Source organism: Pacificoceanicola algae (assembly GCF_049341065.1).
Classification (GTDB): domain Bacteria; phylum Pseudomonadota; class Alphaproteobacteria; order Rhodobacterales; family Rhodobacteraceae; genus Pacificoceanicola.
In genome coordinates this window covers 266641-292642 of sequence record NZ_JBMPIX010000002.1, presented here as the reverse complement: position 1 = coordinate 292642, position 26002 = coordinate 266641, and the positions used below count along the sequence as shown (strand labels likewise).

Annotated in this window: 28 protein-coding genes; 8 read left to right on the top strand and 20 right to left on the bottom strand. The window is 62.3% G+C overall.

Features of this window, described 5'->3' with window-relative positions; translation table 11 throughout:
- The first annotated feature begins 14 nt into the window (after positions 1–14).
- The gene (locus ACOYQJ_RS03970) at positions 15–860 is read left to right on the top strand and encodes a fumarylacetoacetate hydrolase family protein (protein WP_422904706.1); all 846 of its coding nucleotides are present in this window, start codon (positions 15–17) and stop codon (positions 858–860) included.
- 54 nt (positions 861–914) lie between these two features.
- Entirely contained in the window at positions 915–1892 is a 978-nt protein-coding gene (locus ACOYQJ_RS03965; RefSeq protein WP_422904705.1) for a LysR family transcriptional regulator, read from the top strand.
- Between the two features lie 33 nt (positions 1893–1925).
- Here the strand turns inward: ACOYQJ_RS03965 and ACOYQJ_RS03960 are convergent, their stop codons facing one another.
- From ACOYQJ_RS03960 to ACOYQJ_RS03910, 11 genes are all read right to left on the bottom strand, one after another.
- A complete protein-coding gene (locus ACOYQJ_RS03960; RefSeq protein WP_422904704.1) occupies positions 1926–2678 on the bottom strand; it encodes an SDR family NAD(P)-dependent oxidoreductase in 753 nt (250 codons plus the stop codon).
- Between the two features lie 4 nt (positions 2679–2682).
- Positions 2683–3582: an L-threonate dehydrogenase gene (ltnD, locus tag ACOYQJ_RS03955; protein ID WP_422904703.1), complete on the bottom strand. Its 900-nt coding sequence runs from the start codon at positions 3580–3582 to the stop codon at positions 2683–2685.
- Entirely contained in the window at positions 3575–4624 is a 1050-nt protein-coding gene (locus ACOYQJ_RS03950) for a transketolase family protein (RefSeq protein WP_422904702.1), read from the bottom strand. Before ACOYQJ_RS03950 ends, ltnD begins: the two co-directional genes overlap by 8 nt.
- Positions 4621–5472, bottom strand: coding sequence for a transketolase (locus ACOYQJ_RS03945; RefSeq protein WP_422904701.1), 852 nt, complete (start codon positions 5470–5472; stop codon positions 4621–4623). Before ACOYQJ_RS03945 ends, ACOYQJ_RS03950 begins: the two co-directional genes overlap by 4 nt.
- An 88-nt stretch (positions 5473–5560) precedes the next feature.
- A complete protein-coding gene (locus tag ACOYQJ_RS03940) occupies positions 5561–6475 on the bottom strand; it encodes a hypothetical protein (RefSeq protein WP_422904700.1) in 915 nt (304 codons plus the stop codon).
- Positions 6472–7782: a TRAP transporter large permease gene (locus ACOYQJ_RS03935; RefSeq protein ID WP_422904699.1), complete on the bottom strand. Its 1311-nt coding sequence runs from the start codon at positions 7780–7782 to the stop codon at positions 6472–6474. Before ACOYQJ_RS03935 ends, ACOYQJ_RS03940 begins: the two co-directional genes overlap by 4 nt.
- 6 nt (positions 7783–7788) lie before the next feature.
- On the bottom strand, positions 7789–8310 hold the full coding sequence (locus ACOYQJ_RS03930; RefSeq protein WP_422904698.1) for a TRAP transporter small permease: 522 nt from the start codon (positions 8308–8310) through the stop codon (positions 7789–7791).
- Positions 8307–9113: a class I SAM-dependent methyltransferase gene (locus ACOYQJ_RS03925; RefSeq protein WP_422904697.1), complete on the bottom strand. Its 807-nt coding sequence runs from the start codon at positions 9111–9113 to the stop codon at positions 8307–8309. The genes ACOYQJ_RS03930 and ACOYQJ_RS03925 overlap by 4 nt, the downstream gene beginning before the upstream one ends.
- Before the next feature lie 57 nt (positions 9114–9170).
- A complete protein-coding gene (locus ACOYQJ_RS03920; protein ID WP_422904696.1) occupies positions 9171–10148 on the bottom strand; it encodes a TRAP transporter substrate-binding protein in 978 nt (325 codons plus the stop codon).
- A gap of 60 nt (positions 10149–10208) precedes the next feature.
- Positions 10209–11468 carry an NAD(P)/FAD-dependent oxidoreductase gene (locus tag ACOYQJ_RS03915; protein WP_422904695.1) on the bottom strand — a complete coding sequence of 420 codons (1260 nt, stop codon included), beginning with the start codon at positions 11466–11468 and terminating at the stop codon, positions 10209–10211.
- Positions 11465–12586, bottom strand: a complete 1122-nt coding sequence (locus ACOYQJ_RS03910; RefSeq protein ID WP_422904694.1) for an enolase C-terminal domain-like protein — start codon at positions 12584–12586, stop codon at positions 11465–11467. Before ACOYQJ_RS03910 ends, ACOYQJ_RS03915 begins: the two co-directional genes overlap by 4 nt.
- A 104-nt stretch (positions 12587–12690) precedes the next feature.
- On the opposite strand from ACOYQJ_RS03910, the gene ACOYQJ_RS03905 reads away from it, so the two are divergent.
- On the top strand, positions 12691–13602 hold the full coding sequence (locus ACOYQJ_RS03905) for a LysR family transcriptional regulator (RefSeq protein ID WP_422904693.1): 912 nt from the start codon (positions 12691–12693) through the stop codon (positions 13600–13602).
- 75 nt (positions 13603–13677) lie between these two features.
- Here ACOYQJ_RS03905 and ACOYQJ_RS03900 read toward each other — a convergent pair whose 3' ends face one another.
- Complete coding sequence (locus ACOYQJ_RS03900) at positions 13678–15372, bottom strand: thiamine pyrophosphate-binding protein (RefSeq protein ID WP_422904692.1); 1695 nt, start codon at positions 15370–15372, stop codon at positions 13678–13680.
- 75 nt (positions 15373–15447) lie between these two features.
- Between ACOYQJ_RS03900 and ACOYQJ_RS03895 the strand changes: the two genes are divergently transcribed.
- Complete coding sequence (locus ACOYQJ_RS03895; RefSeq protein ID WP_422904691.1) at positions 15448–16179, top strand: aspartate/glutamate racemase family protein; 732 nt, start codon at positions 15448–15450, stop codon at positions 16177–16179.
- Between the two features lie 95 nt (positions 16180–16274).
- Here ACOYQJ_RS03895 and metF read toward each other — a convergent pair whose 3' ends face one another.
- Entirely contained in the window at positions 16275–17141 is an 867-nt protein-coding gene (gene metF / locus ACOYQJ_RS03890; RefSeq protein WP_422904690.1) for a methylenetetrahydrofolate reductase [NAD(P)H], read from the bottom strand.
- Positions 17142–17228: 87 nt separating this feature from the next.
- Here metF and ACOYQJ_RS03885 point away from each other — a divergent pair, with 87 nt between their 5' ends.
- Positions 17229–18134: a LysR family transcriptional regulator gene (locus tag ACOYQJ_RS03885; protein WP_422904689.1), complete on the top strand. Its 906-nt coding sequence runs from the start codon at positions 17229–17231 to the stop codon at positions 18132–18134.
- On the opposite strand, the gene ACOYQJ_RS03880 is transcribed toward ACOYQJ_RS03885, so the two are convergent.
- Positions 18131–18442 (bottom strand): hypothetical protein, encoded by a 312-nt coding sequence (locus ACOYQJ_RS03880; protein WP_422904688.1) that lies wholly within the window; start codon positions 18440–18442, stop codon positions 18131–18133. The genes ACOYQJ_RS03885 and ACOYQJ_RS03880 overlap by 4 nt on opposite strands.
- Before the next feature lie 170 nt (positions 18443–18612).
- A complete protein-coding gene (locus tag ACOYQJ_RS03875) occupies positions 18613–18819 on the bottom strand; it encodes a cold-shock protein (RefSeq protein WP_422904687.1) in 207 nt (68 codons plus the stop codon).
- Positions 18820–19050: 231 nt separating this feature from the next.
- Here ACOYQJ_RS03875 and ACOYQJ_RS03870 point away from each other — a divergent pair, with 231 nt between their 5' ends.
- A complete protein-coding gene (locus ACOYQJ_RS03870) occupies positions 19051–19368 on the top strand; it encodes an arsenate reductase family protein (protein WP_422904686.1) in 318 nt (105 codons plus the stop codon).
- The gene (locus tag ACOYQJ_RS03865) at positions 19368–19736 is read left to right on the top strand and encodes a hypothetical protein (RefSeq protein WP_422904685.1); all 369 of its coding nucleotides are present in this window, start codon (positions 19368–19370) and stop codon (positions 19734–19736) included. The genes ACOYQJ_RS03870 and ACOYQJ_RS03865 overlap by 1 nt, the downstream gene beginning before the upstream one ends.
- A gap of 3 nt (positions 19737–19739) precedes the next feature.
- Here the strand turns inward: ACOYQJ_RS03865 and ACOYQJ_RS03860 are convergent, their stop codons facing one another.
- From ACOYQJ_RS03860 to thrS, 5 genes are all read right to left on the bottom strand, one after another.
- Complete coding sequence (locus tag ACOYQJ_RS03860) at positions 19740–20318, bottom strand: DoxX family protein (protein ID WP_422904684.1); 579 nt, start codon at positions 20316–20318, stop codon at positions 19740–19742.
- 10 nt (positions 20319–20328) lie between these two features.
- Positions 20329–21177, bottom strand: a complete 849-nt coding sequence (locus ACOYQJ_RS03855) for an HvfC/BufC family peptide modification chaperone (protein ID WP_422904683.1) — start codon at positions 21175–21177, stop codon at positions 20329–20331.
- A complete protein-coding gene (gene bufB / locus ACOYQJ_RS03850) occupies positions 21174–22022 on the bottom strand; it encodes an MNIO family bufferin maturase (RefSeq protein ID WP_422904682.1) in 849 nt (282 codons plus the stop codon). Before bufB ends, ACOYQJ_RS03855 begins: the two co-directional genes overlap by 4 nt.
- Positions 22023–22082: 60 nt before the next feature.
- On the bottom strand, positions 22083–22385 hold the full coding sequence (locus tag ACOYQJ_RS03845) for a BufA1 family periplasmic bufferin-type metallophore (protein ID WP_422904681.1): 303 nt from the start codon (positions 22383–22385) through the stop codon (positions 22083–22085).
- Between the two features lie 241 nt (positions 22386–22626).
- A complete protein-coding gene (gene thrS / locus ACOYQJ_RS03840; RefSeq protein ID WP_422904680.1) occupies positions 22627–24573 on the bottom strand; it encodes a threonine--tRNA ligase in 1947 nt (648 codons plus the stop codon).
- Positions 24574–24740: 167 nt separating this feature from the next.
- On the opposite strand from thrS, the gene ACOYQJ_RS03835 reads away from it, so the two are divergent.
- Positions 24741–25985 (top strand): MFS transporter, encoded by a 1245-nt coding sequence (locus tag ACOYQJ_RS03835; protein WP_422904679.1) that lies wholly within the window; start codon positions 24741–24743, stop codon positions 25983–25985.
- The last annotated feature ends 17 nt before the right edge of the window (positions 25986–26002 follow it).

The following is a 26002-nucleotide window of genomic DNA, read 5'->3' as shown; positions in this document are numbered from 1 at the left end:
GGAAAGACACCCCCATGAAACTACTGCGTTTTGGCCCAAAGGGACAGGAAAAGCCCGGCATTCTGGACAGCGACGGCAAGGTGCGTGACCTTTCGGGGAAAGTCGATGACTTTGCCGGGGCCGCGGTGTCGCTCGAAGCGCTGGACGCCATTCGCGCCATCGACGTCAGCAGCCTTCCCGTCGTCGAAGAACCGGGCCGCGTCGGGTCCTGCCTTGCGTCGGTCCCCAACTTCTTTTGCGTTGGTCTGAACTACGCCCTGCACGCCAAGGAAAGCGGCATGGATGCTCCGACCGAACCGGTGCTGTTCTCCAAAGCGTCCTCGGCGCTTTCCGGCCCCTTTGACGATGTCATCATCCCGCGCAAATCCACCAAGGGCGATTGGGAAGTCGAGCTTGGCGTGGTGATCGGCAAGACCGCGTCCTACGTCAGTGAAGAGGACGCTCTGGACCATGTCGCGGGCTATTGCACGATCAACGACGTCTCGGAGCGTGAATTCCAGATCGAAAAGCTGGGCCAGTGGATCAAGGGCAAATCCGCACCGACATTCGGCCCCACCGGTCCCTACCTTGTCACGGCGGACGAGGTTGGCGACCCGCAAAACCTGCGCGTCAGCCTCGATCTGAACGGCGAGACGGTTCAGGACAGCAACACCTCGGACATGATCTTCTCCGTGCGTGAAATCGTCAGCTACATGAGCCAGTTCATGGAGCTGCAACCGGGCGATATCATCGCCACGGGCACGCCGTCCGGCGTTGGCATGGGCATGAAGCCGCAGCGGTTCCTGAAACCCGGCGACGTGATGGAGGTCGAGGTCGAAGGCCTTGGTCGTCAGCGTCAGGTAACGGTCGCCGCCACGTAAGGCGCGACATTGGGGAACGGGGTTTCGGCCCGAAATTCCGTTTCCTGTCTTCCCATGGCCCGTCCCCCCAGCCTCAACGCTTTTTTGCATTTCGAATGCGTGGCGCGGCGCGGCTCTCTGAGCCGGGCCGCTGAAGAACTGTCGGTTTCGCCCTCGGCGGTAAGCCAGCAGATTCGCCAGCTCGAAGAGCAGATGGGCGTCAAACTGTTTCGCCGCCAAGGTCGCGCCCTGCGCCTGACGCTTGAGGGCGAGCAGCTTTTCCAAGCCAGTTCCGCCGCGATCCGCATGTTGCGCGATGCGCAGGCGCATCTTGGCCAAAGCCGCGATTCGCGACGGCTGAACCTGCGCGTCACCCCCAGTTTCGGGGTGCGGTGGCTTGGTCCGCGCCTGTCCGGCTTTGTCGCCCGGCATCCCGACTGGGATCTGCGCGTCGACGCAGCCCCCGATCCATCGGATTTCGAGCGCGAAATCATGGATCTGGACATCCGCTATGGCGCGGGCGGCTGGCAAGGCTACCCCGAACGCGCGGTTCTGGACGATCTGGTGCTGCCGCTGTGCAGCCCTGCTTATCTGGCCGCTTTGCCCGAGGCGCCCGAAGCCCGTCTGGATGCCGCGCGCCTGATCGACAGCGCACGAGCGTTGTGCCAGTGGGATCTTTGGCTGTGGCGCATGGGAATCAAGACCGTTGCAAATCGCAAGACGATCCTGATGGATCGTTCTTCGATGGCGCTGCAACTGGCGCTGGACGGGGCAGGGGTCTGCCTTGAATCGCTTGCCCTTGCCGCGCCCGAGGTCGAGGCCGGGCATCTGGTGCCGGTCACGCCGCATCTGCCGGTGATCCGCTTTCCGGCCTATTGGGCGCTGTGCCCCGAGCGTAACTTGTCACGCCGCGCCGTCCGCTTGTTTCTGACCTGGCTCGAGGGCGAGGCCGCCGGACACGAGAAAACGCTTGGCCGGATCATCGCGGGGCATGCTCTGACGGTCGAAACCGTCAGCGCAGGCGACTGGTTGGTGGCGGGCGCCGAAGGTTAAAGCGCGCCCCTTTCGAAAAGGGCGCGCCCGGCATCAATGGATGAGCGAGCCGCCGTTCACGTCGACTTCGGACCCGGTGACATAGGCCGCAAGGTCAGAGGCAAGGAACAGGCAGCAGCCGGCCACGTCCGATGCTTCACCGGCGCGGCCCATGGGGATGCCCTCAAGGATCTGGGTCATCATCTCATCGGTCAGCATACCGCCGGTGATGTCCGTGGCAATGAACCCCGGACAAACGGCATTGGCGCGGATGCCATCGGGCGCCAGTTCGCGCGCCATGGCCTTGGTCAGGCCAAGAATGCCCGCCTTGGCCGCCGAATAATGCGGCCCGCCAAAGATCCCGCCACCGCGCTGCGCCGAAACAGAAGAGATGTTCACGAAGGCGCCGGTCTTGCGCTCGCGCATGTGCGGGATGACGGCCTGCGACATATACAGGGTGCCGCGCAGGTTCACGTCAAGGACCGCGTCATAGTTCTCGGGCTCGATCCCCATCAGCTTGAGCGGCTGTGTGATCCCGGCGTTGTTCACCACGATATCGACCTGACCGAACTGCTTGATGACCTCATCGGCGGCGGACTGGCAGGCGGCTTTGTCGGTGACGTTGCAGGCAAGGCCAATGTGGCCGCTGCCCGGCAGATCAGCTGCGGCCGCGGCGGCCTGATCTGCGTCAAGATCAAGGATCGCCACGCGGCAGCCATTTTCGGCATACAGTTTCGCGGTTGCCTTGCCCAACCCGCGCGGGCTGGCACCGCCAGTGATGATGGCGGTTTTGTTCTTCAAAAGCATCGTTTTACTCTCCTTCGGGGGATTTTGTGCCATAGCCGGTGAGCGCCTCGTAGGCGCGGATCACGCAGGAATCGTCCAGCCGGCCATAGCCCATGGCGCTGGCCGCCAGCATCATCTGGTGCGCGGCGGCGGACAGGGGCAGCGGCGTGGCGCAATCGCGACCGGTCTGAAGCACCAGTCCAAGGTCTTTGACAAAGATATCGACCGTCGAGGTCGGCGCGGTCTCGCCTGCCAGAATGCGCGGCACGCGGTCCTCGAACATCCAGCTTTGACCGGCACTGGTGCTGACGATCTCGAACAGCTTTTCCGGATCACAGCCCGCGCGGGCCCCCAGCGCCATGACTTCGGCGGCGGCGACCAGATGCACCCCGGCGGCCAGCTGGTGCACAACCTTGTAGGTGGCACCCAGACCGGGGGCATCACCAAGTCGGTGAACCTTGCCAGCGATGGCGCCCAGCACCGCATCGGCGCGGCTATAGGCGGTCTCGGAGCCCGAGGTCATCAACGTCAGGGTGCCCGCCTCGGCGCCAACCTGACCACCCGACACGGGGGCATCGAGCATGATATGGCCCGCCGCATCGATATCTGCGGCAAGGGCGCGGGCGTCCTCGGGGGCGATGGTCGAGCAGACCATGATGGTGGCGCCGGGCGTCAGCGCCTGAGCCACGCCGCTGGCAAAGATCGCGGCCCGCGCCTGTTCGGCGTTGACCACCATCAGGACCAGCAGATCGCAGCCAGTGGCCGCTTCGGCGGCGGTTTCGGCGGTGGTGCCGCCCTCAGCTACCAGCTGCGCCCGTGCTGGCTCCGACAGATCAAAGCCGCGCAGGGCGATCCCAGCCTTCAGGATGTTGCGGGCCATCCCCATACCCATGGCGCCAAGGCCGATCAGACAGGTCTCATTCATCCAGCCACTCCTTCACGCGGGCCGCAATGCGCGGCACGGACAATCCATATTGGTCGTGCAACGTGGGCAGCGCGCCCGCGTCAAGAAATTCGTCCGGAAGGGCAATCTGCCGGAACCGGGCCTGCACCCCTGCGCGCATCAGCGATGCGCCGACCGCCTCACCAAGGCCTCCGACGATTGTGTGGTTTTCGGCGGTGACGATCAGGCGGCCGGTCTTGGCGGCCTCGGCGCGGATCGTGGCTTCGTCCAGAGGCTTGATCGTTGGGACGTGCAGCACGGCGCAATCGACGCCATCGGAGGCCAGCGCCTTGGCGGCGTCGAGCGCGCGCATGGTCATGAACCCGGACGAGATAAAGAGCACATCATTGCCATCTCGCAGGGTTTTTGCCTTGCCCAGTTCAAACTGATAGCCGTATTCGCCCAAGACATCCGGGACATTGCCGCGCAGCAGGCGCATGTAGGTGGGGCCGGGCGTGGCAGCCAGCGCCTTGGTCGCTTGCACCGTTTCCACCGCGTCGCAGGGGTCGACGATGGTCAGGTTCGGCATGCCGCGAAAAATCGCCAGATCTTCGGTGGCCTGATGCGACGGGCCGTAGCCGGTGGTCAGGCCGGGCAGGGCGCAGGCAATCTTGACTGGCAGGTTTTCCTCGGCAATCGCCATGCAGATGAAGTCATAGGCGCGGCGCGATGCAAAGACAGCGTAGGTGGTGGCGAAAGGCGTGAACCCTTCGCGCGCCAGCCCTGCGGCGGCCGAGAAGAGCACCTGTTCCGCCATGCCCATCTGGTAGAAACGATCAGGATATTTGGCCGAAAAAACATGCATGTCCGTGTATTTCGACAAGTCCGCCGACAGGCCGACGATGTCACTGCGCTCGGCGGCCAATTCGCAAAGGGCCGCGCCAAAGGGGGCCGAGATGGTCCCGCGTCCCTCGGCATCGAGAGAGGCGATCATGGCTGAGGTTGCCAGTTTCGTGTCCGGCGCGCGGCGGGTTGCGTATTTGGACTTGCGGCGCGAATTGGGGCCGAAGGGGACGTCATTCATTGCGGCATCTCCTGATCGAGGTGGGCGATGGCCTTGGCCCATTCATCGGAATCGACGCGGACAAAGTGATTGCTCTCACGCGCTTCGAGAAAGGGCACGCCTTTGCACATCTTGGTGTTACAGATGATCACGCGCGGCTGATCGGTGGTCAGGGCGCGCGCGGCGTCAAAGGCCGCGACGACGGCGGGAAGGTCGTTGCCGTCCACCTCTTGGGCGTGCCAGCCAAAGGCCTGCCATTTTGGCGCTTCAGGGGTGGTGGCAAGCGCGTCTCGGGTCGGGCCATCAGCTTGCTGGTTGTTGAAATCGACGACACAGATCAGGTTGCCAAGCTTGTGCTGGGCGGCGGACATGACCGCCTCCCAGGTGGAGCCTTCGCCAAGTTCGCCGTCACTCATCAGGTTGTAGACAAAGGCGGGGTTGTTCTTGCGCTTCAGGCCCATGGCGGCGCCGACAGCGATGCCAAGACCGTGACCAAGCGAGCCGCCGGTGATCTCCATCCCCGGGGTGTAGCTGGCCATGCCCGACATCGGCATGCGGCTGTCGTCCATGCCGTAGGTTTCGATCTCATCCTCGGGCAGGATCCCGGCCTCGATCATCGCGGCATACAGCGCGATGGCATAGTGGCCAATCGACAGGTAAAAGCGGTCACGCCCTTCCCAGTTCGGATCTTCCGGGCGGTAGGTCGTGGCGTGGAAGTAGGACACCGCCAGCACATCGGCGACGCCAAGCGCTTGTCCGATGTATCCCTGGCCCTGAACTTCGCCCATGCGCAGCGCGTGTCGGCGGATCGCCCAAGCGCGGCGCTCCAGGCTCATGTTCGAGCCGTGATGTGGGTTTTGGTCTGGCATAGATCCCTCCCTCGCAGTGATAGATCTGTTCTACCTTGCGTGGGGGATGGGACAATTGAGTTTTGCTAATGTGTTTGTTTAGTTTTAGTTAGGTATACATGCGCCGCATCAGAAGCGGTGTCAGATACATCGGCAGTTGGTAGCAGCCGACAAAAGGCAGGATCTGGGCGGTGCTTTCAGGCGGAAGCGAGACAAGGAAAAGCGCGATGTTGCGGTTCCCGGCGATCAGCGACAGGGGCAGCGCACGGTCGCGTGGTTGGCCTTGGGTCAAGCGCCAAGTGACGATCTGCGCACCGAAATTCGCGGCAAAGGCCACGGCGATCCAGAAGGCCAATTGCGCCAGAGAGGCCTGTGCAAGGCTTGCCACGGCGGGCATCAACGCGACGACAAAGACAGCCAGCGCGATGGCCGAGGCACCTTGCAGGCGTTCCTCGGTGGCGGGCGAGGGGCGCGGAAACAACAGGCGACGGATGGCCATGGCGGCCGCGCCAGTCAGGGCAATCGTCACCAGCAGGCGCAGGGCGGCGGCGGCAACCTGACCCGCGCCCTCCAGAACCGGCGAGAGCGCAAAGATCGGCAGGACGGTCAGCGGCAGCAGAACCGTACCGGCCACCATCAGCCGCAGGGCGTGGTCGGGCGCCGTGCCCATGATCATTGCGATATTGGGGCTGCCGACGATAGACGGCGCTGAGGCCACCAGCATCAACGCCATGGCCACCGGGGTCGTCGCCGTGCCCGTCACGCGGGCGATGGCGATGACCCCAATGGGCAAACCCAGTTGCAGGATCAGCGCGGTTGGCGCGACACGCGGCAGCTCGGTCAGGGACGACAACAGGGCCACCGAGGACATACGCAACAGCGAGACGAAAAGCAGGCCAACGACCATCAGCGGCAGGTGGGGACGCAGCAGACCTGCAAACGAGGGCAGGGCCAGTCCGAAGACCAGCCCTGCAATCAGCACCCATTGGCCGTGGCGCGCCGCAGCGCGCAGGGGATCACTCACACGGGCCTCTGTCGGATGTTGTCGGGCAGCCACGTCGCCAGATCCGGAAAGAGGATCAGCACAAAGACCATGACCACCATGATCAGGAACATCGGGATCGCGGCGCGGGCGATAAAGCCCATCTGGTGTTCGGTCATGCCCTGCAACACAAACAGGTTGAACCCGATGGGCGGAGTGATCTGTGCCATTTCCACGACCACCACGATGAAGATGCCGAACCAGATCAGGTCGATCCCGGCCTCGCGGATCATCGGCTCGACCACGGCCATGGTCAGCACCACGCTCGAGATGCCGTCAAGAAAGCAGCCAAGGATGATGTAGAAAACCAACAGCGCCATGAGCAGTTGGAATTTCGACAAATCCCACGAGGCAATCAGATCGGCCAACCCGCGCGGCAACCCGGTAAAGCCCATCGACAGCGACAGGAAGGATGCGCCCGACAGGATCAGTGCAATCATGGCGCTGGTGCGCACCGCGCCCATCAGGCTTTCGCTGAAGGTCGACCAGTTGAGCGAGCCTTGGGAGGCGGCCAGCAGCAGTGCACCGATCACGCCAAAGGCAGCGGCCTCGGTTGCGGTGGCATAGCCCATGTACATCGAGCCGATCACGACAATGATCAGCAGCATCACCGGGATCAGAAAGCGCGAGTTCTGGACCTTTTCCATAAAGGTCATGGGCGGCTCGGCATTGGGCTGCCAATTCTTCGAGGTGAAGGAATAGACCGCCACGTAGGCCATGAACATCAGCGCCAGAACAAGTCCGGGCAGGATGCCGGCAAAGAACAGCTTGGTGATGCTTTCGTTGATGGTCACACCATAGACGATCAGCGTCAGCGACGGCGGGATCATCAGGCCAAGCGTCGCCGCCCCGGCCAGCGTGCCGATGACCATGTGCTCGGGGTAATTGCGTTTGCGCAGTTCCGGGATGGACATCTTGCCGACGGTGGTCAGGGTCGCGGCGCTGGACCCCGAGACTGCGGCGAACACCGTGCAACCAACGATATTTGTATGGACCAGCCCGCCGGGCAGGCGCGCCATCCACGGCGAAAGGCCGCGAAACATATCCTCGGACAATCGCGTTCGGTACAGGATTTCGCCCATCCAGATGAACAGCGGCAGGGCCGTCAATGTCCAGCTCGAGGAAGAGCGCCAGATCACCGTGATCATCGCGTCGCCCGCCGGGCGAACGGTGAACAGCTCCATCCCCACCCAGGCGACCCCCATCAGCGCAAGGCCGACCCAGACGCCAGAGCCGAGCAAGGCAAAGAGAACGAACAGAAAGATGAGGATCGGTGCAAATTGTTCCATGTCGCCTTACTCCGCGTGTGACTGATCGACGAGGTCCTCGCGGACATTGGTCCCGCCGGTAGCGAGAAGGCGAATGAGGTTGTCCCAGAAGGCAATGGCCAGCAGCACCGCGCCGACAGCCATCAGTACCTGCGGGATCCACAGGGGGGTGGCGTCCTGCCCTTGGCTGACGTCCTTGAACTTGTAGCTTTCCTGCGTGACCTTGATGGCATAGCGGGCAAGGAAGGTGGTCGTCGCCGCGCCAACCGCAAAGCAAAATGTCTCGCCCCAGCGGCGGAACCGGCCCATGGCATTCAGCGCGATGCTGACGCGGATATGGGTGCCGTGGTTCAACGCATAGGCAAAGGCAAAGAACGACGCACCGGCCATGCAATAGCCCGCGTAATCCGTGGCGCCGGGAAAGACCTGCCCAGTCCAGCGCGCCACCATCTGGGCAACGATGATCAGCAGGATCAGCACGGTAAAGAGGGCGGCAATGACGCCCCCGGCGGTATAAAGCGTATCAAGCGTGCGGCGTATGGCGGTCATGGTTTTTGTCCTGAATAAAGAATGCTGGGCATGGGCACCTCGATGCCACGCGCTGTGCGGTAGGCCTCCATGCGCTCGTTCATTGCTTCGCGGATTGCGGTTTGGACTGACGGCGCCTGCGCCTGAACGATCAGCGGCACGCGCACGCCAAACCGCATGAAAAAGTCAAAGAAATCCTCGTCCGCCGCGCCCAGAATGTTATGCACGACGCGGCTTTCGACAGCCTCGAAACCGGCAGCTTCAAGGGCGGCGCGCGCGGTTGCGGGTTCAGACAGCGCATAGGCATCGGGGGCCGCATCGCCCAGCGTCACATCCGCATGTTCGCGCAGCACGCTTTGCAGTTCACGGTATAGGTCGGACTGGTCCGGGCCCAGCCACTGGCTGAAAACAAACACCCCGCCGGGGCGCAGAACCCTCGCGGCTTCGGCCATGGCCTTTTCGGGGTTGGCCAAATGGAACAACACGATATTGCTGGCGACAATGTCAAAGCTGGCGTCGTCAAAGCTCAGCGCCTCGGCGTCGCCGCCGTGAAATGTCACGCCGGGAAAGCGCGCCTGCGCCTCTGTCACCATGTCTTCGGCAAAGTCGATCCCCGTGCAGACACCGCCAAGCGCTGCGGCCGCGCCGGCCAGATATCCCGGTCCGCATCCCATATCGAGCAGCCGTGCCCCGGATCGCAGCCGTGCCATGTGCAAAAGCATCGGAATGGATTGCAGGGTCGCCCCTGCGGTTGCTGTGTCATACCCTCGGGCGCGCGCATTCCACCCCATACGCTCGCTTTCGCGAAACGCTTCAAATTCCATATCTCGTCCTGTCCAGATAGGGGGCGGGCCAGATCGGACTGGCCCGCCAGAGTGCGATCACTCCATCGCTTTGTAGGCGTCGACAATGGCCTTGCCGTCGTCGCCTGCGCTTTCCAGCCACTCAGCGGTCATGGTCTCGCCAATCGCTTTCAGCTCGCCGACCAGCTTGTCGCCAGCGCGGCCAACCGTCATGCCGCCTTCCTTCAGGCCGTCCAGCGTGAACTGGGTGTAGTCCTTGGACATCTGAAGGCCGCGCGTCTTGGCCTCGGCGGCGCAATCGGTCATGGCTGTCTTGGTGGCGTCATCCAGTGCGTCCCATGCGTCCTTGTTGGCAAAGACGATATTGCGCGGCAGCCAGGCGTCGACCTCGTAGAAGTGGGTCAGGTGTTCCCAGACCTTGCGGTCATAGCCGGTTGCGCCCGAAGAAATGAACGACTCGGCCACGCCGGTCGCCAGAGCTTGGCTCAATTCCGCCGCCTCGACCTGCACCGGCAGCATGCCGGTCAACTCGGCCATGCGGGCGGTTGCGCTGGAATAGCTGCGGAACTTGATGCCCTTCATGTCGGCCACGGATTCGATCGGCTTCTTGAAGTACAGGCCCTGCGGCGGCCAGGGCACGGAATAGAGGTAGACAAGGTTCTGATCGGCCAGCACTTCGGCGATCTTCGGCCCGGCGACCTTCCACAGCTTTTCGTGGTCGTCGAACGAGGTCGCAAGGAACGGAATGCTGTCGATGCCGAACAGCGGGTTTTCGTTCTGGTGTGCGGAAATCAGACGCTCACCAATCGGGGCCTGCCCGGTCTGGACAGCGCGCTTGATGTCGTTGCCCGCAAACAAAGAGCCTGAGGGGTGGGTGACGATTTCGGTCGCGCCGCCGGTCTTTTCACCGACGCAGGCCGCAAATTGCGCTGCGTTTTCGGAATGGAAGTTGGAGGCGGAATAGGCCAGCGGCATGTCCCACTTGTCCGCCATGGCGGCCGTGGCAGCGACAGTCGTCAGCGCGGTCGCGGCGAGGAATTTGGTCAGTTTCTTCATTATTTTCACTTCCCTGTTGGTGGTGGTTGAAGTCACTCCCCCGGTTGATCCGGGGAATTCTTATGCAGTCTTGGTGAAGCGTGACGGAGAATAGGGGGTCACGTCAACATTAGGTGTGCGCCCGGCGATCAGTTGCGCCAAGAGGCGCCCGGTTTTCGGGCCGCCCGTCAGTCCCACATGATGGTGGCCAAAGCCAAGGAACGCGCCCTTGGCGCCCGGCACTGCGCCGATCAACGGGATTGAGTCCGCCGGGGCAGGGCGGTGGCCCATCCATTCAACCTCGTGTTTCCAGGTCAGGCCGGGCATGGCGGTCTTGATGTTTCGGCGCAGCAGATCAAAGGGCGCTTTCGAGGGGCCAGCCTTTAGCCCACCGAATTCCAGAATGCCCGCCAGCCGCAACCGCCCGTCCATCGGGGTCGCCACGAATTTGCCGCTGGCCACCATGACGGGCGCGCGCGGCATGACCGAAGGCTCCCAAAGTTCCAGATGATAGCCGCGTTCGCTCTCCAAAGGAACGTCCAGCCCCAGCATGTCAGCCAAACCCTTTGACCATGCGCCCATTACCAGCACCGCCGCATCGCAGGCAATCAGTTCGCCGCCCGCGCGGACGCCGGTCACGACGCCGCCCTCTTGCGCCAACCCCGAGGCTTCGGCGCGGATGATCTGGCCGCCCTGCGCCTCGACGTGGCGCGCGAGTGTCTTGACATAAGCGCCGGGGTCGCTGATCCGTCCGTGATTGCCCAAACGCGCGGCAAATCCGATTTGCTCGGAAAATGAGGAGTCATAGGCGCGCCACTCTTCGCCGTTCATTTCGTCCCAGCGAAACCCCAGATCGCGGCGCAAACCCCAGCCAAAGCTGTCCGCTTCAAAGGCCGCGCGATCCTTGTAGAGATAAACGTAGTCGGCCGGCACCACATAGCCTTCGGCCCCGGTGCCCGCGCTCAACGCCTGATGGTCGGCCAGACTGTCGCCGATGATCCCGGTCAGGGCGGTGGCAATGCGGCGCGTGTCGCTGGCGTTGGCGTGGCGCAGGTATTTGACCAACCAAGGCGCCAGCTTGGGTAGATAGCCCCATTTCAAGAATAACGGCTGCCGCGGATCAAGCAGCATCCCCGGCGCCTTTCTCAAAAGACCGGGGCCGGTGACCGGAACGACCGAGCAACTGGCCAACACCCCGCCATTGCCATGGCTGGCGCCTTCGCCGGGGGCCAGCCTGTCGATCAGGATGACCTTGTGCCCGTCGCGTTGCAGCCATATCGCGGTGGAGACTCCGACAATCCCTGCGCCGACAATGGCGATGGTCTTGGGTGTGGCGCTCATGCGGCCCTCTTGTCTTTGAAATGGTTTAGTTTTTCCAGATCCGGCGCAATCCCCAGACCGGGTGATTGCGGCAGGATGACATGGCCGTTCTCGATTGGGAAGGGCGCGCTGAGCAGGTCGTCTTGCAAGTAATAGCGCGCCTGATAGAACTCGCACCCCAGCGTGATTTCCGGGGTGGCCGCAATCATATGGGCGCCCGCCAGATGCGCGAGCCCGGTTTCGAACATGTCGCCGCCATAGGCGCTCAGCCCATTGGCTGCGGCCATGCGCGCCACAGTCTGGGCGCGGCCAAGGCTGCCCGCCTTCATGATCTTGATCGAGACCCCGTCGCAAATCCCCTCGCGTGCGGCGCGGGTCATGTCCTCGGGGCCAAAGACCGACTCGTCAGCCAGCAGCGGCACGTCGATGCAGTCCCTCAGCCTTGCCATGAGCGTGAACTGATGCGCCGCAACGGGTTGTTCGATGAAGTCGGGCGCAAAGCTGGCGACGTCGCGCACGCGGCGTTCGGCTTCGTCCGGCGTAAGGCCTTGGTTGAAATCCACCCGGACACGGAACTCCGGGAAATCCTGCGCGATTTTCTCAAGGCGCTTGATGTCAAAGGCATGGCCGGCAAACCCGGCCTTGAGCTTGATGATCCCGACGCCCTCGGCGCGCAACCGGGCCATCAGTTCAAGGTCGGCGTCGAAATCCGGATCGGCGATGGAAACCGACAACGGCAAACGCGCCTGCGCCAGACCGCCCAGCAGGGCCCAGACGGGCAATCCCGAAATCTGTCCGGTCAGGTCCAGAAGCGCGGTGTCCAGCGCGGCCTTGGCTTCGGGGCAATTGGCGACGGCGCGCGCTGCATCGGCCATGATCGCCGCCCGATCCGCCACCCGGCGGCCCAGAACCAAGGGGCGCAGATAGCGATCCAGCGCGGCGAAACTTGCCTCGGGCGAGCCGGTGAAGACGACCCAAGGGCTGGCCTCGCCCCAGCCTTCGGCGCCGCCTTCGGCCCGCAGCCGCACAACGATCACCTCGACGCTGCCCGAGACCGAGCCGATGCCATGATCGCGGCGCGACACCACAGGTAAGGCAAGCGGCCACAAATCCATTGCGACGATCTTTTGATCCAGCACGCTTTTTCATCCCCCAAATCCAATTACGACCCTGCCAAGCGCAATCCATCATTTCAAATACTAATATTTGCATCCCCCATCATCTAAACTTATGACTTGGGTTTATGTCCCTGCGTTTTCGCCAACTTCAGGCCTTTCATGCCATCATCGAGACCGGCACAGTCACTGCTGCGGCTGCCCAATTGGGTATCTCGCAGCCCGGTCTGTCGAACCTGCTGGCGCAACTCGAACGCGAAGTTCGCTTTCGCCTGTTCGAACGTCAGCGCGGGCGATTGATCCCCACCCCCGAGGCCGAGATCCTGTTTCGCGAGGTGGAAACCGTTGTGCGCGGGCTGGACCATGTGGCGCAGGCCGTCACCGACCTGCAAAACAAGCAGGCGGGTCAGTTGCAGGTGGCCTCGCAACACTCGATTTCCTTTGGGTTCATGCCGCGCCTGATTGCCCGCTTTGCCCAGACGCGGCCCGACATGGCGATCTCGTTCCAATCACAATATTCGACGAAAATTCAGGAATGGGTGGCCTCTGGCCTGTTCGAGATCGGCATTTGCGAACGCCCGCTGATGCAGGATGCCTTCAACGTCTATCCGTTCTACTTTGAAACACTGTTGGCCCTGCCCGAAGGCCATCCGCTGGCCCGGCACGATGTGCTGACACCCGCACTTCTGGATGGAGTACCCTTCATCGTCATGGGGCCGGAACACATGACCCACCGCCGCACCCGCGAGGCTTTTCAGGCGGCGGGCGCGATGTTGCATGCTAGGGTTCATTCGCACCTGTTCCGCAACCTTCTGAGCTTTGTCAAAGAAGGTATGGGCGTTGCTTTGCTGGACCCTTTCGCGCTGGATTACGACGGCGAAGGCGGGGTTGTTTCTCGCCCCTTCCGGCCGCGCATCCTGATGGACATGTGCGTGATCACCTCGCGCGCGCGGCCTTTGTCAGCCGTCGGTGAGGCCTTTCTTGAAATGCTGTTGGCCGAACTGGCGACCATTGCCGCTCCGGAAACCGACCTGCCATAGAGACTTGGGCCCAGCCCGTGATCTGGCCAGAGGCCGCCCCGGAGCCTTTGCCGCAGCTTCGGGCGATGCGTCTGATTACCCCATCCAACGCATCACAGGCGCGGCGCTCTGTTCCAGCGGTTGGGTGATAATGTCAATCAGCGTTGGCCCTTCGTGCGCAAGAGCTTTGGCCATGACGCGGTCCAGATCCGCCGGGGTCTCGACCCGCCATGACGTGACGCCAAACCCCTCGGCGACCTTGGCGTTGTCGGTGCGGCCAAAATCGACGTTGTAATATCGCGCGTCCTTGTCGTCTTTCTGGCTGGCCTTGATCCAGCCAAAGCTGGCGTTGGACAGCACGATGAAGGTCACCGGCACGTTGTAACGCACCGCCGTTTCCAGTTCGCCGCAACTGAACCCGAACGAGCCGTCCCCCATCAGCGCAACGACCTTTGACTCGGGGCGCCCGAACCACGCGCCGATCGAGGCGCCGATGGCATAGCCAAGCGCGCCATGCGCGCGGTTGGTGATATAGTGCCGCCCGGCTTGGGGGCGGAAGCCAAAGGCGTTGTAATAAGGGCAAGAGGTGCCGGGATCGCTGACCACAACCGAGGCTTCGGGCAGCAGGCGATTGAGCGTGTCGATGATCCGCTCGGGGCGAATGGGGGTCGCGGCGCTGGTTGCAAGGGTTTGGAACCGCGCGAATTTACGGGCCTTGATGTCAGCGACGCGGGCCGCGCCGCCAAAGCCGGGCAAGTCGTCCAGTCCGTCCAGTACAGCGTTCATCTGGCTCAGGGCCAGCCGCAAATCGCCGATCACGCCCACCTCGGTCCGATAATTCGCCCCTATCGTCATCGGATCATTGTCAAAATGCACAACGCGGGCGCCGGGTTTCGGCGCGGTCCAGCGCGATGTGGTGGTCGACCCTGCTCGGCACCCCATGAAGACCACCAGATCGGCCTCTTGCATCATCTCCCAAGTCTCATCGGTGCCGCCGTTCGACCCCACGACGCCAAGGCTTTGCGGATGATCGTCCGACAGCGATCCCTTGCCGGAAATCGATGTCGCCACGGCGATGTCCAGCCGCGCGGCGATCCGGGCGAGATCCTCGCATCCGCCCGAAATGATCACGCCGCCGCCGCAAACGATCAGGGGATTTTGTGCCGAAAGGATTGCCGCCACCGCCGCCTCGACCTGTGCCGGATCTGGCGCGGTGGGATGGGCCGGGTAGCTGGCAAAGCTGAGATCGCCCCAGACGTCCGTCGCCTCGACCGCGTCATACTGGATGTCATAGGGCAGCCCCAGATGTGCCGCCCCGGCGCGCCCGGACGTCATGGCGCGGAAAGCGGCACGCACCATGCGCGGGATATGCGCGGCCTGTTTGATGACGGTGTTGTACTTGGTCAGCGGGCGCATCAACGCCTCTTGATCGACCTCGGTCAGGGGGAATTTGCCATAGCTGCCGACCGAGATGTCGGTGGTGATCGCCAGCACAGCGTAAGAACTTTCGTTGGCTTCAATCAGGCCGGGCAGGATATAAGTCGCGCCGCCCCCGGATGGGCCTTCGCAGACCCCGACGCGGCCTGTCACGCGGGAATAGCCATCGGCCATATAGGCGGCGCAACGTTCATCGCGGGTCAACACATGGGTGATGCCATGATCCAGCTGCAACATCGCGTCATAAAACGGCAGGGTGGTGTCGCCGCACAGGCCAAAGATATGCGTCACGCCCTGCGCCTCCAGCATGCGGACCATGGCCTCGGCGCCGTTCATCTGGTTGCTGTCGCCCATCGTTGTCCCCTTTGCACAGGTCGGTTTCGGGTGCAGAGTGCGGGGCAATGACGCCGAATTGCAAGAGAGGTTGGCATGGGCAAAGGGGATTGGGTCGCGACCGGGGGCAAGTCGATCTATGGGGCCGCGGTTGGCATCTTGATGCTGGATGCCCGATTCCCGCGCATTCCGGGCGATATGGGGAATGCCGAAACATGGGATTTTCCGGTGCTTTACCGAATCGTGCGCGATGCCTCGCCGGACCGGGTGGTGCGCGGCGGCGCGCAGGGGATGCTGCCTGCGTTTATCGACGCGGCGCGCGATCTGGTCGCCGATGGTGTGGACGGGATCACCACCAACTGCGGGTTTCTGTCGATCTTTCAGGACGAGCTGGCGCGGGCCTTGCCGGTGCCGGTGCTGACCTCGTCGCTGTGCCAGGTCGAGATGGTGAACCGGATCTTGCCGCATGGCAGACGGGCAGGGGTGTTGACGATTTCAGCCTCCACGCTGACCGAAGCCCACCTGACCGGTGCCCGCGTGCCCCAAGGCACTCCGATCGGCACCACCGAAGGCGGGCGTGAATTCACGCGGGCGATCTTGGGCAATGAATGGCAACTGAATGTCGATCTCGCGCGGCAGGACAATGTGCAGGCGGCATTGGATCTGCAAGCGGCGCATCCCGATCTGGGGGCCATCGTTCTTGAGTGCACGAACATGTGCCCCTATGCGGCGGACATCACCAAGGCCACTGGCTTGCCGTGTGTCTCCATGGTCACACTGGTCAGCTGGTTCCAAGCAGGCCTGAGCCCGCAAAATTTCCGCCTCTGACAGTGATCCCTGCGGCGTGGCAAAAAAAGACCCCGCGCCAGTCTTACCGGCGCGGGGGGAAGCTTGATTGATAAAAGGCGCAGGTTTGTGCGCGATCAGGCGACGTGCTCCAGCTTCACCTCGGGGGTGACGCCAAGGGCAAAGCAGACGTCGCGCGTCAGTTCCGGGCGGTTCAGCGTATAGAAATGCAGCTTGTCGACGCCGCCGTCGATCAGATCGCTGCACAACTCGGTGCAGATGGCGGTGGCAAGCAGGTCTTCGCGGCCGTCACGCTCGGCCTTTTCAAAGGCTTCGTGGACCCATGTCGGGATGTGGGTGCCGCAGTTCTCGGCAAAGCGGCGCGCGCCTTTCCAGTTTTCGATCGGCAGGATGCCGGGGATGATCGGCGCGTCGATGCCCGCTTTCACGCAGGCGTCGCGGAAGCGGAAAAAGGTTTCGGCTTCAAAGAAGAATTGGGTCAGGGCTTCGGCGGCACCCGCGTCGATCTTGCGCTTGAGCCAATCGATATCGGCCTGGGCGCTGACGGCTTCGGGATGACGATCTGGATAGGCGCCGACGCGGATGGTGAAATCGCCTGTCTCGGCAAGCGCCTCGATCAGTTCGACAGAGTGGGCAAAGCCTTCGGGATGGGCTTCGAAGCCAGTGGAACCCTTGGGCGGATCGCCGCGCAGGGCAACGATGTCAGTCACGCCTGCCGCTGCGAATTCACTTGCGATCCCAAGGGTTTCCTCACGGGTGGCGTTTACGCAGGTCAGGTGCGCAGCGGTGCGCAGGCCCGAATGTTTGTGCAGCGCCGAGACCGCATCGCGGGTCAGATCTCGGGTCGTGCCGCCAGCGCCGTAGGTCACGGAAACAAAGCGCGGGTCCAGCGGCGCAAGCACCTGAACCGTATCCCACAGGCGAAAGGTCGCCTCGATGTTGCGGGGCGGGAAGAATTCGAAAGAAACTTCGGGACGGATCATTTTGGCACCTCGTTAGCGTTGTCCTCTTGTTGCACAGGCAGCAATGTGAGACAAACTCATAAATCTCATCACCTTTATGAGTTTCGCATGCATATCGAATTTCGCCACCTGCGCACGATCAAGGCCATTCACGACTGTGGCGGGCTGGCCAAGGCCGCCGATCAGTTGAACATCACCCAGTCTGCCTTGTCCCATCAGATCAAGGGGCTGGAGGATCAGGCCGGGGTCGAGCTGTTCATTCGCAGGTCCAAACCGATGCGGCTGTCTGCCGCCGGGATGCGTCTGCTTCGGCTGGCCGAGCAGGTCTTGCCGCAGGTCGAGGCGCTTCAGGATGAATTCAGTGGGCTGCGCAGCGGGAAATCCGGGCGCCTGCATATCGCCATTGAATGCCACGCCTGTTTCGAATGGCTTTTCCCGGTCCTCGAGGCGTTTCGCAAAAGCTGGCCGGATGTCGATGTCGATATTCGCCCCGGACTTGCCTTTGACGCGCTACCCGCGCTGATGAAGGAAGATGTGGATGTGGTCATCTCGTCAGACCCCGAGGATCTTGCGGGCGTGACCTTTACTCCGCTGTTTGACTATAGCCCGGTCTTCGTGGCCGCCGCCTCGCACCCACTGGCGCAGAAACCCTATATCGAGCCAGAGGATTTTCGCGGGGAAACCCTGATCACCTACCCGGTCGAGCGGTCCCGCCTCGATATCTTCAGCCAGCTTCTGACTCCTGCGAAGGTAGAGCCCGCCGCGATCCGGCAGGTCGAACTGACGGCAGTCATCCTGCTGCTGGTCGCATCGAACCGGGGCGTTTCGGTGCTGCCGGACTGGGTGGTTCGGGAAGTGAAATACAGCTCGGACTATATCACGCGCCCGCTGACCAAAGATGGCGTGACAAGGCGCCTTTATGCGGCAACCCGGACCGAAGACCTTGAAAAACCCTACATGCAAGAGTTGATCGGCCTTGCCGGACGCGAAGCACGGCGCTTGCAGCAGGCCTAGGAGCAGGCCGCAGTTGCCTGAGATTTGGCCAAGTCCCATTTGTCTGCATAGGTCCAACCGGCGATTTTCTGGTTATCTTCCTGCAGGATCTGGCTGGCCTTTTGCGAAAAGCACTCACAGTCGACGCCGGACAGTTCGGCACGGCAATGCGCGTAACCGCCGTCTTTGGCGGCCTCGTGCTTCTCGGATATTTGTCGGGTCGGCACAGGCGATTCCCATGCGGTCAGCGGAGCAACCCGGCTGACACCCGCAATAAACAGGCCGCCGCCGAATAGAACTGCAAGGGCAATGCTGACTTCGCTGGTCATGATGGCCTCTTCCATACAAGGGCCTTGATCATAGACCAAAACCGGGAAAAGACGCAGGACTTTCAGTCTAGGATTTATCTAGAATGCGCGGGGTCTTGGCCGCAAATGACGCGGGCCGCGCAGAGCGGCCCGGATCGGTCTTGCCAAGTTTTGATGGCGTCTCCAGCGCCTTAAAGCGGCTGAATATCCGAGGCCATTTCGCGCCCGTCACGCCCCTCACGCAGTTCGTAGCTCACCTTTTGGTTGTCGGCGAGGCCGGTCAAACCGGACCGCTCGACCGCCGAAATGTGAACAAAAACGTCTTTTCCGCCCTCATCCGGGGCAATAAAGCCATAGCCTTTGGTTGTATTGAACCATTTCACGGTGCCGTTCGGCATAGTTCCCGTGCTCCTTTCCCAGTCAGTATTGAAGGCCCTGCCGAGCGCAGGACCACGCCGTCACATTCGCCTTTCAGGAAAGAACATGGGATTTTCAGTCGCGATGTTCTGTGACTGATCGTCGAAGGTCACAGTTTTAGGTTTTGCAGCGGTTTTGTAAAAATCAAGCAAAACCGGCTCGTATTTCAGCGTTCCGGCCACTATGTGAACGAAAATGACGAAGGAAACAGCATGATCCTTTACGGACTGAAGACCTGTGACACCTGCCGCAAGGCGCGCAAAGCCCTGCCGGATGCCCAGTTCGTCGATGTGCGCGAAGACGGTGTGCCCAAGGCCGTTCGCGCGGCGGCTTTGGCCGCGTTCGGCGACAAGCTGGTGAACACCCGATCGACAACTTGGCGCGATCTGCCAGAAGATCAGCGCACCCGCCCGCAGGCCGAACTGTTGGAAGCCCATCCAACCTTGATGAAGCGCCCCTTGGTTGTGGACGGTGACCGTATGGTTCTGGGCTGGGACAAGGCCGCGCAAAGTGCGCTGGGGGTGAACTGATGCGCAACGCGGCTTTGACTTTGGGGATCATCGCGGGCGTCTTTGGCATGCTCGTCGGCTTTTTTGGCTTTGGTTATACCGAACTTGCCCGCAACTATGGCGAGGTCGAGCAGATGTTCGGCATGTTCGACAATCCCGATTTGGTGCGGGCGGTTTCGATCCTCTCGCCGCTTCTGGCGATTGCCGGAGGCGCCATGGCCAAGGCGCGCGCGCTTTGGGGCGGGATCTTGCTGCTGATTTCAGCCTTGGGGATGTACCTGGCCTTTGGCTTCAACGTCTTCACCATGTTCCCAATCGCCTTTGCCGGGCTTGGCGGTGTGCTTGGCCTTGCCGCTGGCAAACCGGACGAACCCAAGGCGCATTTCTAGGGCTCAGGCCCGGCTGGGGGCGGCGGCCATTGCCTGTCGCCCCGCCAGAAGACGATCCACAGACAGCACTCCGGCGCCCTTGACCACCAGTGTCACCAGTATGAACACCCAAAACGTGCGCTGATCCATGATCAGGCTGTCCGAGGCCCGGTCGAACCAGGCACCAAACGTGGCTGTCTGCTCGATCACGCCGTGGCCATAAAGGTCGGTCAGGGTTTGCATCACAACAAAGCCGATCATGCCCAATGCCGCCAGACGCGTGAACAGCCCGATCACGATCAGCAGGGGCAGCAGAAATTCGGCCCAGGTTCCGGCGACCACCACCAGCCAATGTAAGACGGACAGCTGCGAGGTGTCATAAACCACCGCCTCCATCTGCTTGGGGAAGATCTGGGCATAGGCCCCGGTCGACGGCATCAGAAAGCCAAAAAAACCTTCCCCCAGCTTGGTCAGGGCCGAGGCCCAAAAATACCCCAGCAAGGTTGCGGCAAAGGCAAAACGCGCCAAAATCGGCAACAACGCGTCGCCCCAGCGCTCGATAAAGCCGAAAACGCGGCTGTGAAGGGTGATCAGCATATCCATGGCAGCGGTCCTATCCATCAAACTCAATGTCGCTCAGTGCCCCGGCTTGCAGCAAAAGCCCAAGTGTGGCGCCCAGATCAAAGTCTTCGCTGACAGCCTCCAAAGCCGAGCCAAAGCGCTGACCATCCTGCAGGGCGGCGACAAAATCCACGCATTCCGGGGGCAGGGCATGCGGGACGGGGTCAAACTCGGGGCGGGCAATCAGCACATCCTCGGCGCGGGCCTCGGGCTTCGGGCTGCCTTTGCTCATGGTGTAGCGGTAGACCGACAGAACCGGCCATATTGACCGGACCACCTGCACCGAGGGCGCAAGCACCAGCCGCGCCGCCATCAGCGCGTCATCCTCAAGCCCCTGCAAGCGCGCTGCGTCAAACAGCGGCACATCTGCCGCGTGATAGCTGCGCCGCAGGGCCAGTTCCAAGCGCGCCACATCCGGCAGATAGCCGGTTGTTTTCAAGGCATCCAAATTTGTTAAAAACTCGGGAAAATCGGCGCCGTAATGCATCATCAGGGGCGAGCTCGGCGGCGCTTGCCGCAAATAAAGCCCGGACAGATGCGCGAAATTTTCTGCTCCGATCAATCGTCGTACCGCCGGAAAACCGCTTTCCAAGGCCTCGCGAAGCGATACCGCGACGTTGTTGCGATAGACGGCAAACCGGCGCCCGGCGGCGCGGCCTTCGCCGTCGGTCAGCCCATCCGGCACGGGCCCTCCGGCCTCAAGCAGGCCCTGCCGGAATGCCGCCTCCACAGCGCTGATGTCCAACGCGACCTCAGCCCCTTCACGGGTCCAAAAATATCCCGGGGGAGTCGCCTTGGCGACGGGGGCAGAGCCCCCTTTCTGCGCATTGGTAACCGTCATGCCAGAACCTTGGACAAAACCGCTTCGGCGCGCCGCGCTTCATCGCGTAGCACCGGCCAATCTGGCACGTCATTGTCCCATTCGATCAGCACAGGCTTCGCTCCCGACCGAGCCAGAGTGTACTCCAGCAAAGCCCAGACCGGATCCGCCACCTCGCGCCCGTGGCTGTCGATCAGCAGCGGCGCGCCGTGCTCGTCCTCGTCTTCATCATGACCGCCAAGATGGAGTTCTCCGACTGTCTCAAGATCAAAGGCCTCGATATAGCCCTGCGGCGAAAACCCAAGGTTGACCGCCGAGACAAAGACATTGTTCACGTCCAACAGCAGGCCGCATCCGGTCCTCCGGGCAATTTCGCGCAGAAAGGCGGGCTCTTCCCAGGTGCTTTCTGCGAAGGCCAGATAAGACGAAGGGTTTTCCAGAAGCATCTGGCGTCCCAGCGTTTCCTGCACCTCATCGATATGCGCACAAACGCGGGCGAGCGTGGCATCGGTATAGGGCAGGGGCAAAAGATCGTTGTAGAAATGGCTGTCGTGTGTCGACCACGCCAGATGTTCGGAAAAGCTGGCAGGGTTCAGCCAGCCGACAAGATGTTTCAGCCGTGCAAGATGGTTCGGATCAAGGCGGGCATCGCCGCCGATCGACAGGCCGACTCCATGCACGGAAATCGGAAATTGTTCAGACAGGGCGCGCAATTGCGCCAACGGGCGACCGCCATCTCCCATGTAGTTTTCGGCATGGATTTCAAGCCAGCCAACCGGCGCTGCCTCGGCCAGGATCTGCGCGTAATGCTGGGGCTTGTAGCCGACACCGGGCCGGGGCGGCAGGCTTTGGGTCTGGTCGAACATGGCAGCCTCGTGGTGCGGAAAAACGGTGGGGCGGAGGTGTTCCCCCGCCCCGCGAAAAGCTCAGCCGTCCATCGGCAGGTCGCGATCCAACGCTTCGAGGCTGCCCATACGGGCACTGCCATCGGCCATTGCCGGCAGTTCGATCTCGGTGCAGGTGCCGGCATCGACGAGCGACCAGGAATTGCCCTGGTAATCGACTTTCGATGTTCCGGCGCAGGTGGTGCCTGCCCCGGCTGCGCAGTCATTCTGGCCTGCCAATGCCACGCCAAAGCATTTCTCTTTTTCCTGCGCCTGAACGCCATGGGCTGCGAAAGAGGCGGCAACGACACCTACGAGGGCGGCAGTTTTGAGGGTCTTGGACATGTGACTTCCTTTCAGTTGAGAGATTTGAAATTCGGGGCCTCAAGACACTGTGCCTGAGGCCTCTCTAGGCTGACCTGACTGGGCGGTTTGCGCTATTCACGCCCCCGTGCATCACGCGCCTGTCAGGTCGCGGCAGAGCAGCGTGACACTTTGCGCCCGCAGAAAATCAATGATATCAATCACAAAGAAAAAGGCCCCGAAACATTTCGGGGCCTTGATCGATGCTTCCAGCGCTGGAATGTTACAGAAGATCGGGCGGCGTTGCGTCTTTGGACAGCGTGCTCACGATTTCCGTCAGCGATGTAACAGAGGTTTGCTTTTCGCCAAGGCGGCGCACGGTGACGGTGCGTTCCTCGACTTCGCGGTGGCCGATGGCAAGGATCACCGGGACCTTGCCCAGCGAATGTTCACGGACCTTGTAGTTGATCTTTTCGTTGCGAATGTCCGCCTCGGCCCGCACGCCCGCCTTTTGCAGCGCGGCCACGACCTCGTGCACATAGTCATCCGCTTCCGACACGATCGAGGCGACAACTACCTGACGCGGCGCCAGCCAGAACGGCAGCTTCCCTGCGTGTTCTTCGATCAGGATGCCGATGAAACGCTCAAAGCTGCCCAAGGTCGCGCGGTGCAACATCACCGGGCGATGCTTGGCCCCGTCCGCGCCGATATAGGTCGCGTCCAGACGCTCGGGCAGCACAAAGTCCACCTGGAAGGTGCCGCACTGCCAGACCCGGCCAATGGCGTCGGTCAGGCTGAACTCAAGCTTGGGACCATAGAAGGCCCCTTCGCCCGGGTTCATTTCCGGCTCGACGCCCGCCGCGCGGGTTGCCTCGAGCAGGGCGCTTTCCGCCTTGTCCCAGACCTCGTCCGATCCGGCGCGGGTCTCGGGCCGGTCAGAGAACAGCACGCGGAATTCAGCGAACCCGAGATCGCGGTAAATCTCGGACAGAAACTCGATGAAGCGTTTGCATTCTGCGCCGATCTGGCTTTCTTCGGCAAAGATATGCGCGTCGTCCTGAGTAAAGCCGCGCACCCGCATGATGCCGTGCAAGGCGCCCGAGGGTTCATACCGCGCACAAGAGCCGAACTCGGCCATGCGCAGTGGCAGATCACGGTAGCTTTTCAGCCCGACCTTGAAGATCTCTACGTGGCAGGGGCAGTTCATCGGTTTCAGCGCGTTGATCGCCTTTTCGCGGGCGTGTTCCTCGTCCACTTCGACGATGAACATGTTCTCCTGATATTTCTCCCAGTGCCCGGATTTCTCCCACAAACGCCGGTCCACGACCTGCGGAGTGTTCACCTCCACATAGCCGCCCTTGCGTTGCTGGCGTCGCATGTAGTCCTGAAGCTGCGTGTAGATGGTCCAGCCGTTCGGATGCCAGAAGATTTGGCCGGGGGCCTCTTCCTGCATGTGGAACAGGTCCATCTCGCGGCCCAGCTTGCGGTGGTCGCGCTTGGCAGCCTCTTCGAGCATGTTCAGATGCTTGCGCAGGTCTTCCTTGTTCTTGAAGGCCACGCCGTAGATGCGCTGCAACATCTGGCGGTTGCTGTCGCCGCGCCAATAGGCCCCGGCCACGCTCATCAGTTTGAAGCTGTCGCCCGGAACTTGCCCGGTGTGCTGAAGGTGCGGGCCGCGGCACAGATCCTGCCAGTGGCCGTGCCAATACATGCGGATCGGTTCATTGCCGGGAATGGCCTCGATCAGCTCGACCTTGTAGGGTTCGTTATTGGCCTCGTAATACTTGATCGCGCGGTCGCGTTCCCAGACTTCGGTGGTCACGGGATCACGTTTGTTGATGATCTCGCGCATCTTTTTCTCAATCAGGCCAAGGTCTTCCGGAGTGAACGGCTCGGCGCGGTCAAAATCGTAGTACCAGCCGTTTTCGATCACCGGGCCGATGGTGACGCGCACATCGGGCCAGATCTCCTGCACGGCGCGGGCCATGATGTGAGCCAGATCGTGGCGCACCAGTTCCAGCGCTGCGGCATCGTCGGCCATGGTGTTGATGGCGATCTGCGCATCGGACTGAAGCGGCCATTGCAAATCCCAATGCTGGCCATCAACCATTGCGGAAATCGCCTTTTTGCCCAAGGACTTGGAGATCTCAGACGCGACTTTGGCGGGGGTGATGCCCTTGTCGAAGTTGCGGCTTGCACCATCTGGAAATGTCAGGGAAATCTGGCTCATGGCCTAGCTCCTCGTCGGTTTGGCGCCCACGGAACGCCCGGTTGCGGGTAATATGTGATGGCCGCCTTTTGGCCGCGCGAAGGACGGCTGTCAAGTCATCGCCAGATGCAGAAGCATGGGCCTGCACCAGTTGGGTACGGGCCTTTGGGCGAAAGGGAAAAGACGAGATGAACGAGGCTGTCGAAAAGGCTTACGCCAAAGTCACCGGAGCCGATGACGACGTTCCCGCCACAGAAGCGCGCAATGGGCTGCGGCACGTTCTTTCGCTGTCGCTGACCAAGGTGGCCGATGGGCTGATCGACCCCAAGCTGGTGCTCAGCTGGCTGGGCAACGCGCTGGGCGCTCCGGCCGCAGTGACGGGCCTGTTCGTGCCGATCCGCGAGGCGGGCGCGCTGTTGCCGCAGATCGCGCTGGCGGGCTGGGTTCAGAGCATGGAGCAGCGCAAATGGGCTTGGGTTCTGGGTTCGGCCGGGCAGGGAATCGCGGCGGCGGCAATTGCCGTGGCGGCGCTGAGCCTGTCCGGCCTTTATGCGGGCCTTGCGATCTGCGCGGCTCTCGCGGTGCTGGCGCTGAGCCGGGCAGCCTGTTCGGTCAGCTATAAGGATATTCTGGGCAAGAGCATCGCCAAGCGGCGGCGGGGTGCCGTGACCGGGACCGCCAGCGCCGTGGCTTCGCTGGCAGTGGTGGGGTTTGCCTTGTTGCTGATGTCGGGGCTGTTGCGGGAACAAGCGCCGGTGATCGTGGCGATTGGACTGGCGGCGGTGCTGTGGCTGGCGGGCAGCTTACTGTTTTCGACCCTCGAAGAAGAGCCGTCCGAACGCGCGGCTGCCAGCAAGCTTGACCTGTCGCCGCTGCGCGAGGACAGGGATTTCCGCCTGTTCATTGCAGTGCGTGGCTTGTTGACCGTGACGGCGCTGGCACCGCCGTATTTTGTCATGCTCGGCGGCGGGCAGGGCGCTTTGCAGGGCCTCGGGGCCTTGCTGCTCGCCTCAAGCGGCGCGAGCTTTGCCAGTTCCTACATCTGGGGACGGCTGGCAGATCGCTCGGCGCGGCTGGTGCTGGCGATTTCCGGGATGTGCGGCGCGGCATTTGCGGCGCTGGCGGTGCTGGCCGAAACCCTTGGTTGGGCAACGAGCGGTTACGTCGTCCCGGTGATCCTGTTCGGGTTCATGCTGGCCTATCAGGGGGTGCGGCGGGGACGCTCGGTCTATCTGGTGGACATGGCGCCCGAGGATCAGCGGTCATCTTATGCGGCGCTGGCCAATACGGCGATCGGGGTGCTTTTGCTGGCGGTCGGGGCCTTGGGCGGCGTGCTGGCGCTGGCCGGGCCCGTGGTGGCACTGGGCGGCTTTGCCGTCTTGTCGCTGGCCGGCGGTCTGCTGGCGTTGCGCTTGCGGGATGAAAAGGCCTGAGGTTGTTCTAGGCGGCT

Bases quoted from the DNA above. Each gene is read 5' to 3' on its own strand.
- ACOYQJ_RS03970 (WP_422904706.1), top strand. From the start codon at position 15: ATGAAACTACTGCGTTTTGGCCCAAAGGGACAGGAAAAGCCCGGCATT.
- ACOYQJ_RS03965 (WP_422904705.1), top strand. From the start codon at position 915: ATGGCCCGTCCCCCCAGCCTCAACGCTTTTTTGCATTTCGAATGCGTG.
- ACOYQJ_RS03960 (WP_422904704.1), bottom strand. From the start codon at position 2,678: ATGCTTTTGAAGAACAAAACCGCCATCATCACTGGCGGTGCCAGCCCG.
- ltnD (WP_422904703.1), bottom strand. From the start codon at position 3,582: ATGAATGAGACCTGTCTGATCGGCCTTGGCGCCATGGGTATGGGGATG.
- ACOYQJ_RS03950 (WP_422904702.1), bottom strand. From the start codon at position 4,624: ATGAATGACGTCCCCTTCGGCCCCAATTCGCGCCGCAAGTCCAAATAC.
- ACOYQJ_RS03945 (WP_422904701.1), bottom strand. From the start codon at position 5,472: ATGCCAGACCAAAACCCACATCACGGCTCGAACATGAGCCTGGAGCGC.
- ACOYQJ_RS03935 (WP_422904699.1), bottom strand. From the start codon at position 7,782: ATGGAACAATTTGCACCGATCCTCATCTTTCTGTTCGTTCTCTTTGCC.
- ACOYQJ_RS03930 (WP_422904698.1), bottom strand. From the start codon at position 8,310: ATGACCGCCATACGCCGCACGCTTGATACGCTTTATACCGCCGGGGGC.
- ACOYQJ_RS03925 (WP_422904697.1), bottom strand. From the start codon at position 9,113: ATGGAATTTGAAGCGTTTCGCGAAAGCGAGCGTATGGGGTGGAATGCG.
- ACOYQJ_RS03920 (WP_422904696.1), bottom strand. From the start codon at position 10,148: ATGAAGAAACTGACCAAATTCCTCGCCGCGACCGCGCTGACGACTGTC.
- ACOYQJ_RS03915 (WP_422904695.1), bottom strand. From the start codon at position 11,468: ATGAGCGCCACACCCAAGACCATCGCCATTGTCGGCGCAGGGATTGTC.
- ACOYQJ_RS03905 (WP_422904693.1), top strand. From the start codon at position 12,691: ATGTCCCTGCGTTTTCGCCAACTTCAGGCCTTTCATGCCATCATCGAG.
- ACOYQJ_RS03900 (WP_422904692.1), bottom strand. From the start codon at position 15,372: ATGGGCGACAGCAACCAGATGAACGGCGCCGAGGCCATGGTCCGCATG.
- ACOYQJ_RS03895 (WP_422904691.1), top strand. From the start codon at position 15,448: ATGGGCAAAGGGGATTGGGTCGCGACCGGGGGCAAGTCGATCTATGGG.
- metF (WP_422904690.1), bottom strand. From the start codon at position 17,141: ATGATCCGTCCCGAAGTTTCTTTCGAATTCTTCCCGCCCCGCAACATC.
- ACOYQJ_RS03885 (WP_422904689.1), top strand. From the start codon at position 17,229: ATGCATATCGAATTTCGCCACCTGCGCACGATCAAGGCCATTCACGAC.
- ACOYQJ_RS03880 (WP_422904688.1), bottom strand. From the start codon at position 18,442: ATGACCAGCGAAGTCAGCATTGCCCTTGCAGTTCTATTCGGCGGCGGC.
- ACOYQJ_RS03875 (WP_422904687.1), bottom strand. From the start codon at position 18,819: ATGCCGAACGGCACCGTGAAATGGTTCAATACAACCAAAGGCTATGGC.
- ACOYQJ_RS03870 (WP_422904686.1), top strand. From the start codon at position 19,051: ATGATCCTTTACGGACTGAAGACCTGTGACACCTGCCGCAAGGCGCGC.
- ACOYQJ_RS03865 (WP_422904685.1), top strand. From the start codon at position 19,368: ATGCGCAACGCGGCTTTGACTTTGGGGATCATCGCGGGCGTCTTTGGC.
- ACOYQJ_RS03860 (WP_422904684.1), bottom strand. From the start codon at position 20,318: ATGGATATGCTGATCACCCTTCACAGCCGCGTTTTCGGCTTTATCGAG.
- ACOYQJ_RS03855 (WP_422904683.1), bottom strand. From the start codon at position 21,177: ATGACGGTTACCAATGCGCAGAAAGGGGGCTCTGCCCCCGTCGCCAAG.
- bufB (WP_422904682.1), bottom strand. From the start codon at position 22,022: ATGTTCGACCAGACCCAAAGCCTGCCGCCCCGGCCCGGTGTCGGCTAC.
- ACOYQJ_RS03845 (WP_422904681.1), bottom strand. From the start codon at position 22,385: ATGTCCAAGACCCTCAAAACTGCCGCCCTCGTAGGTGTCGTTGCCGCC.
- thrS (WP_422904680.1), bottom strand. From the start codon at position 24,573: ATGAGCCAGATTTCCCTGACATTTCCAGATGGTGCAAGCCGCAACTTC.
- ACOYQJ_RS03835 (WP_422904679.1), top strand. From the start codon at position 24,741: ATGAACGAGGCTGTCGAAAAGGCTTACGCCAAAGTCACCGGAGCCGAT.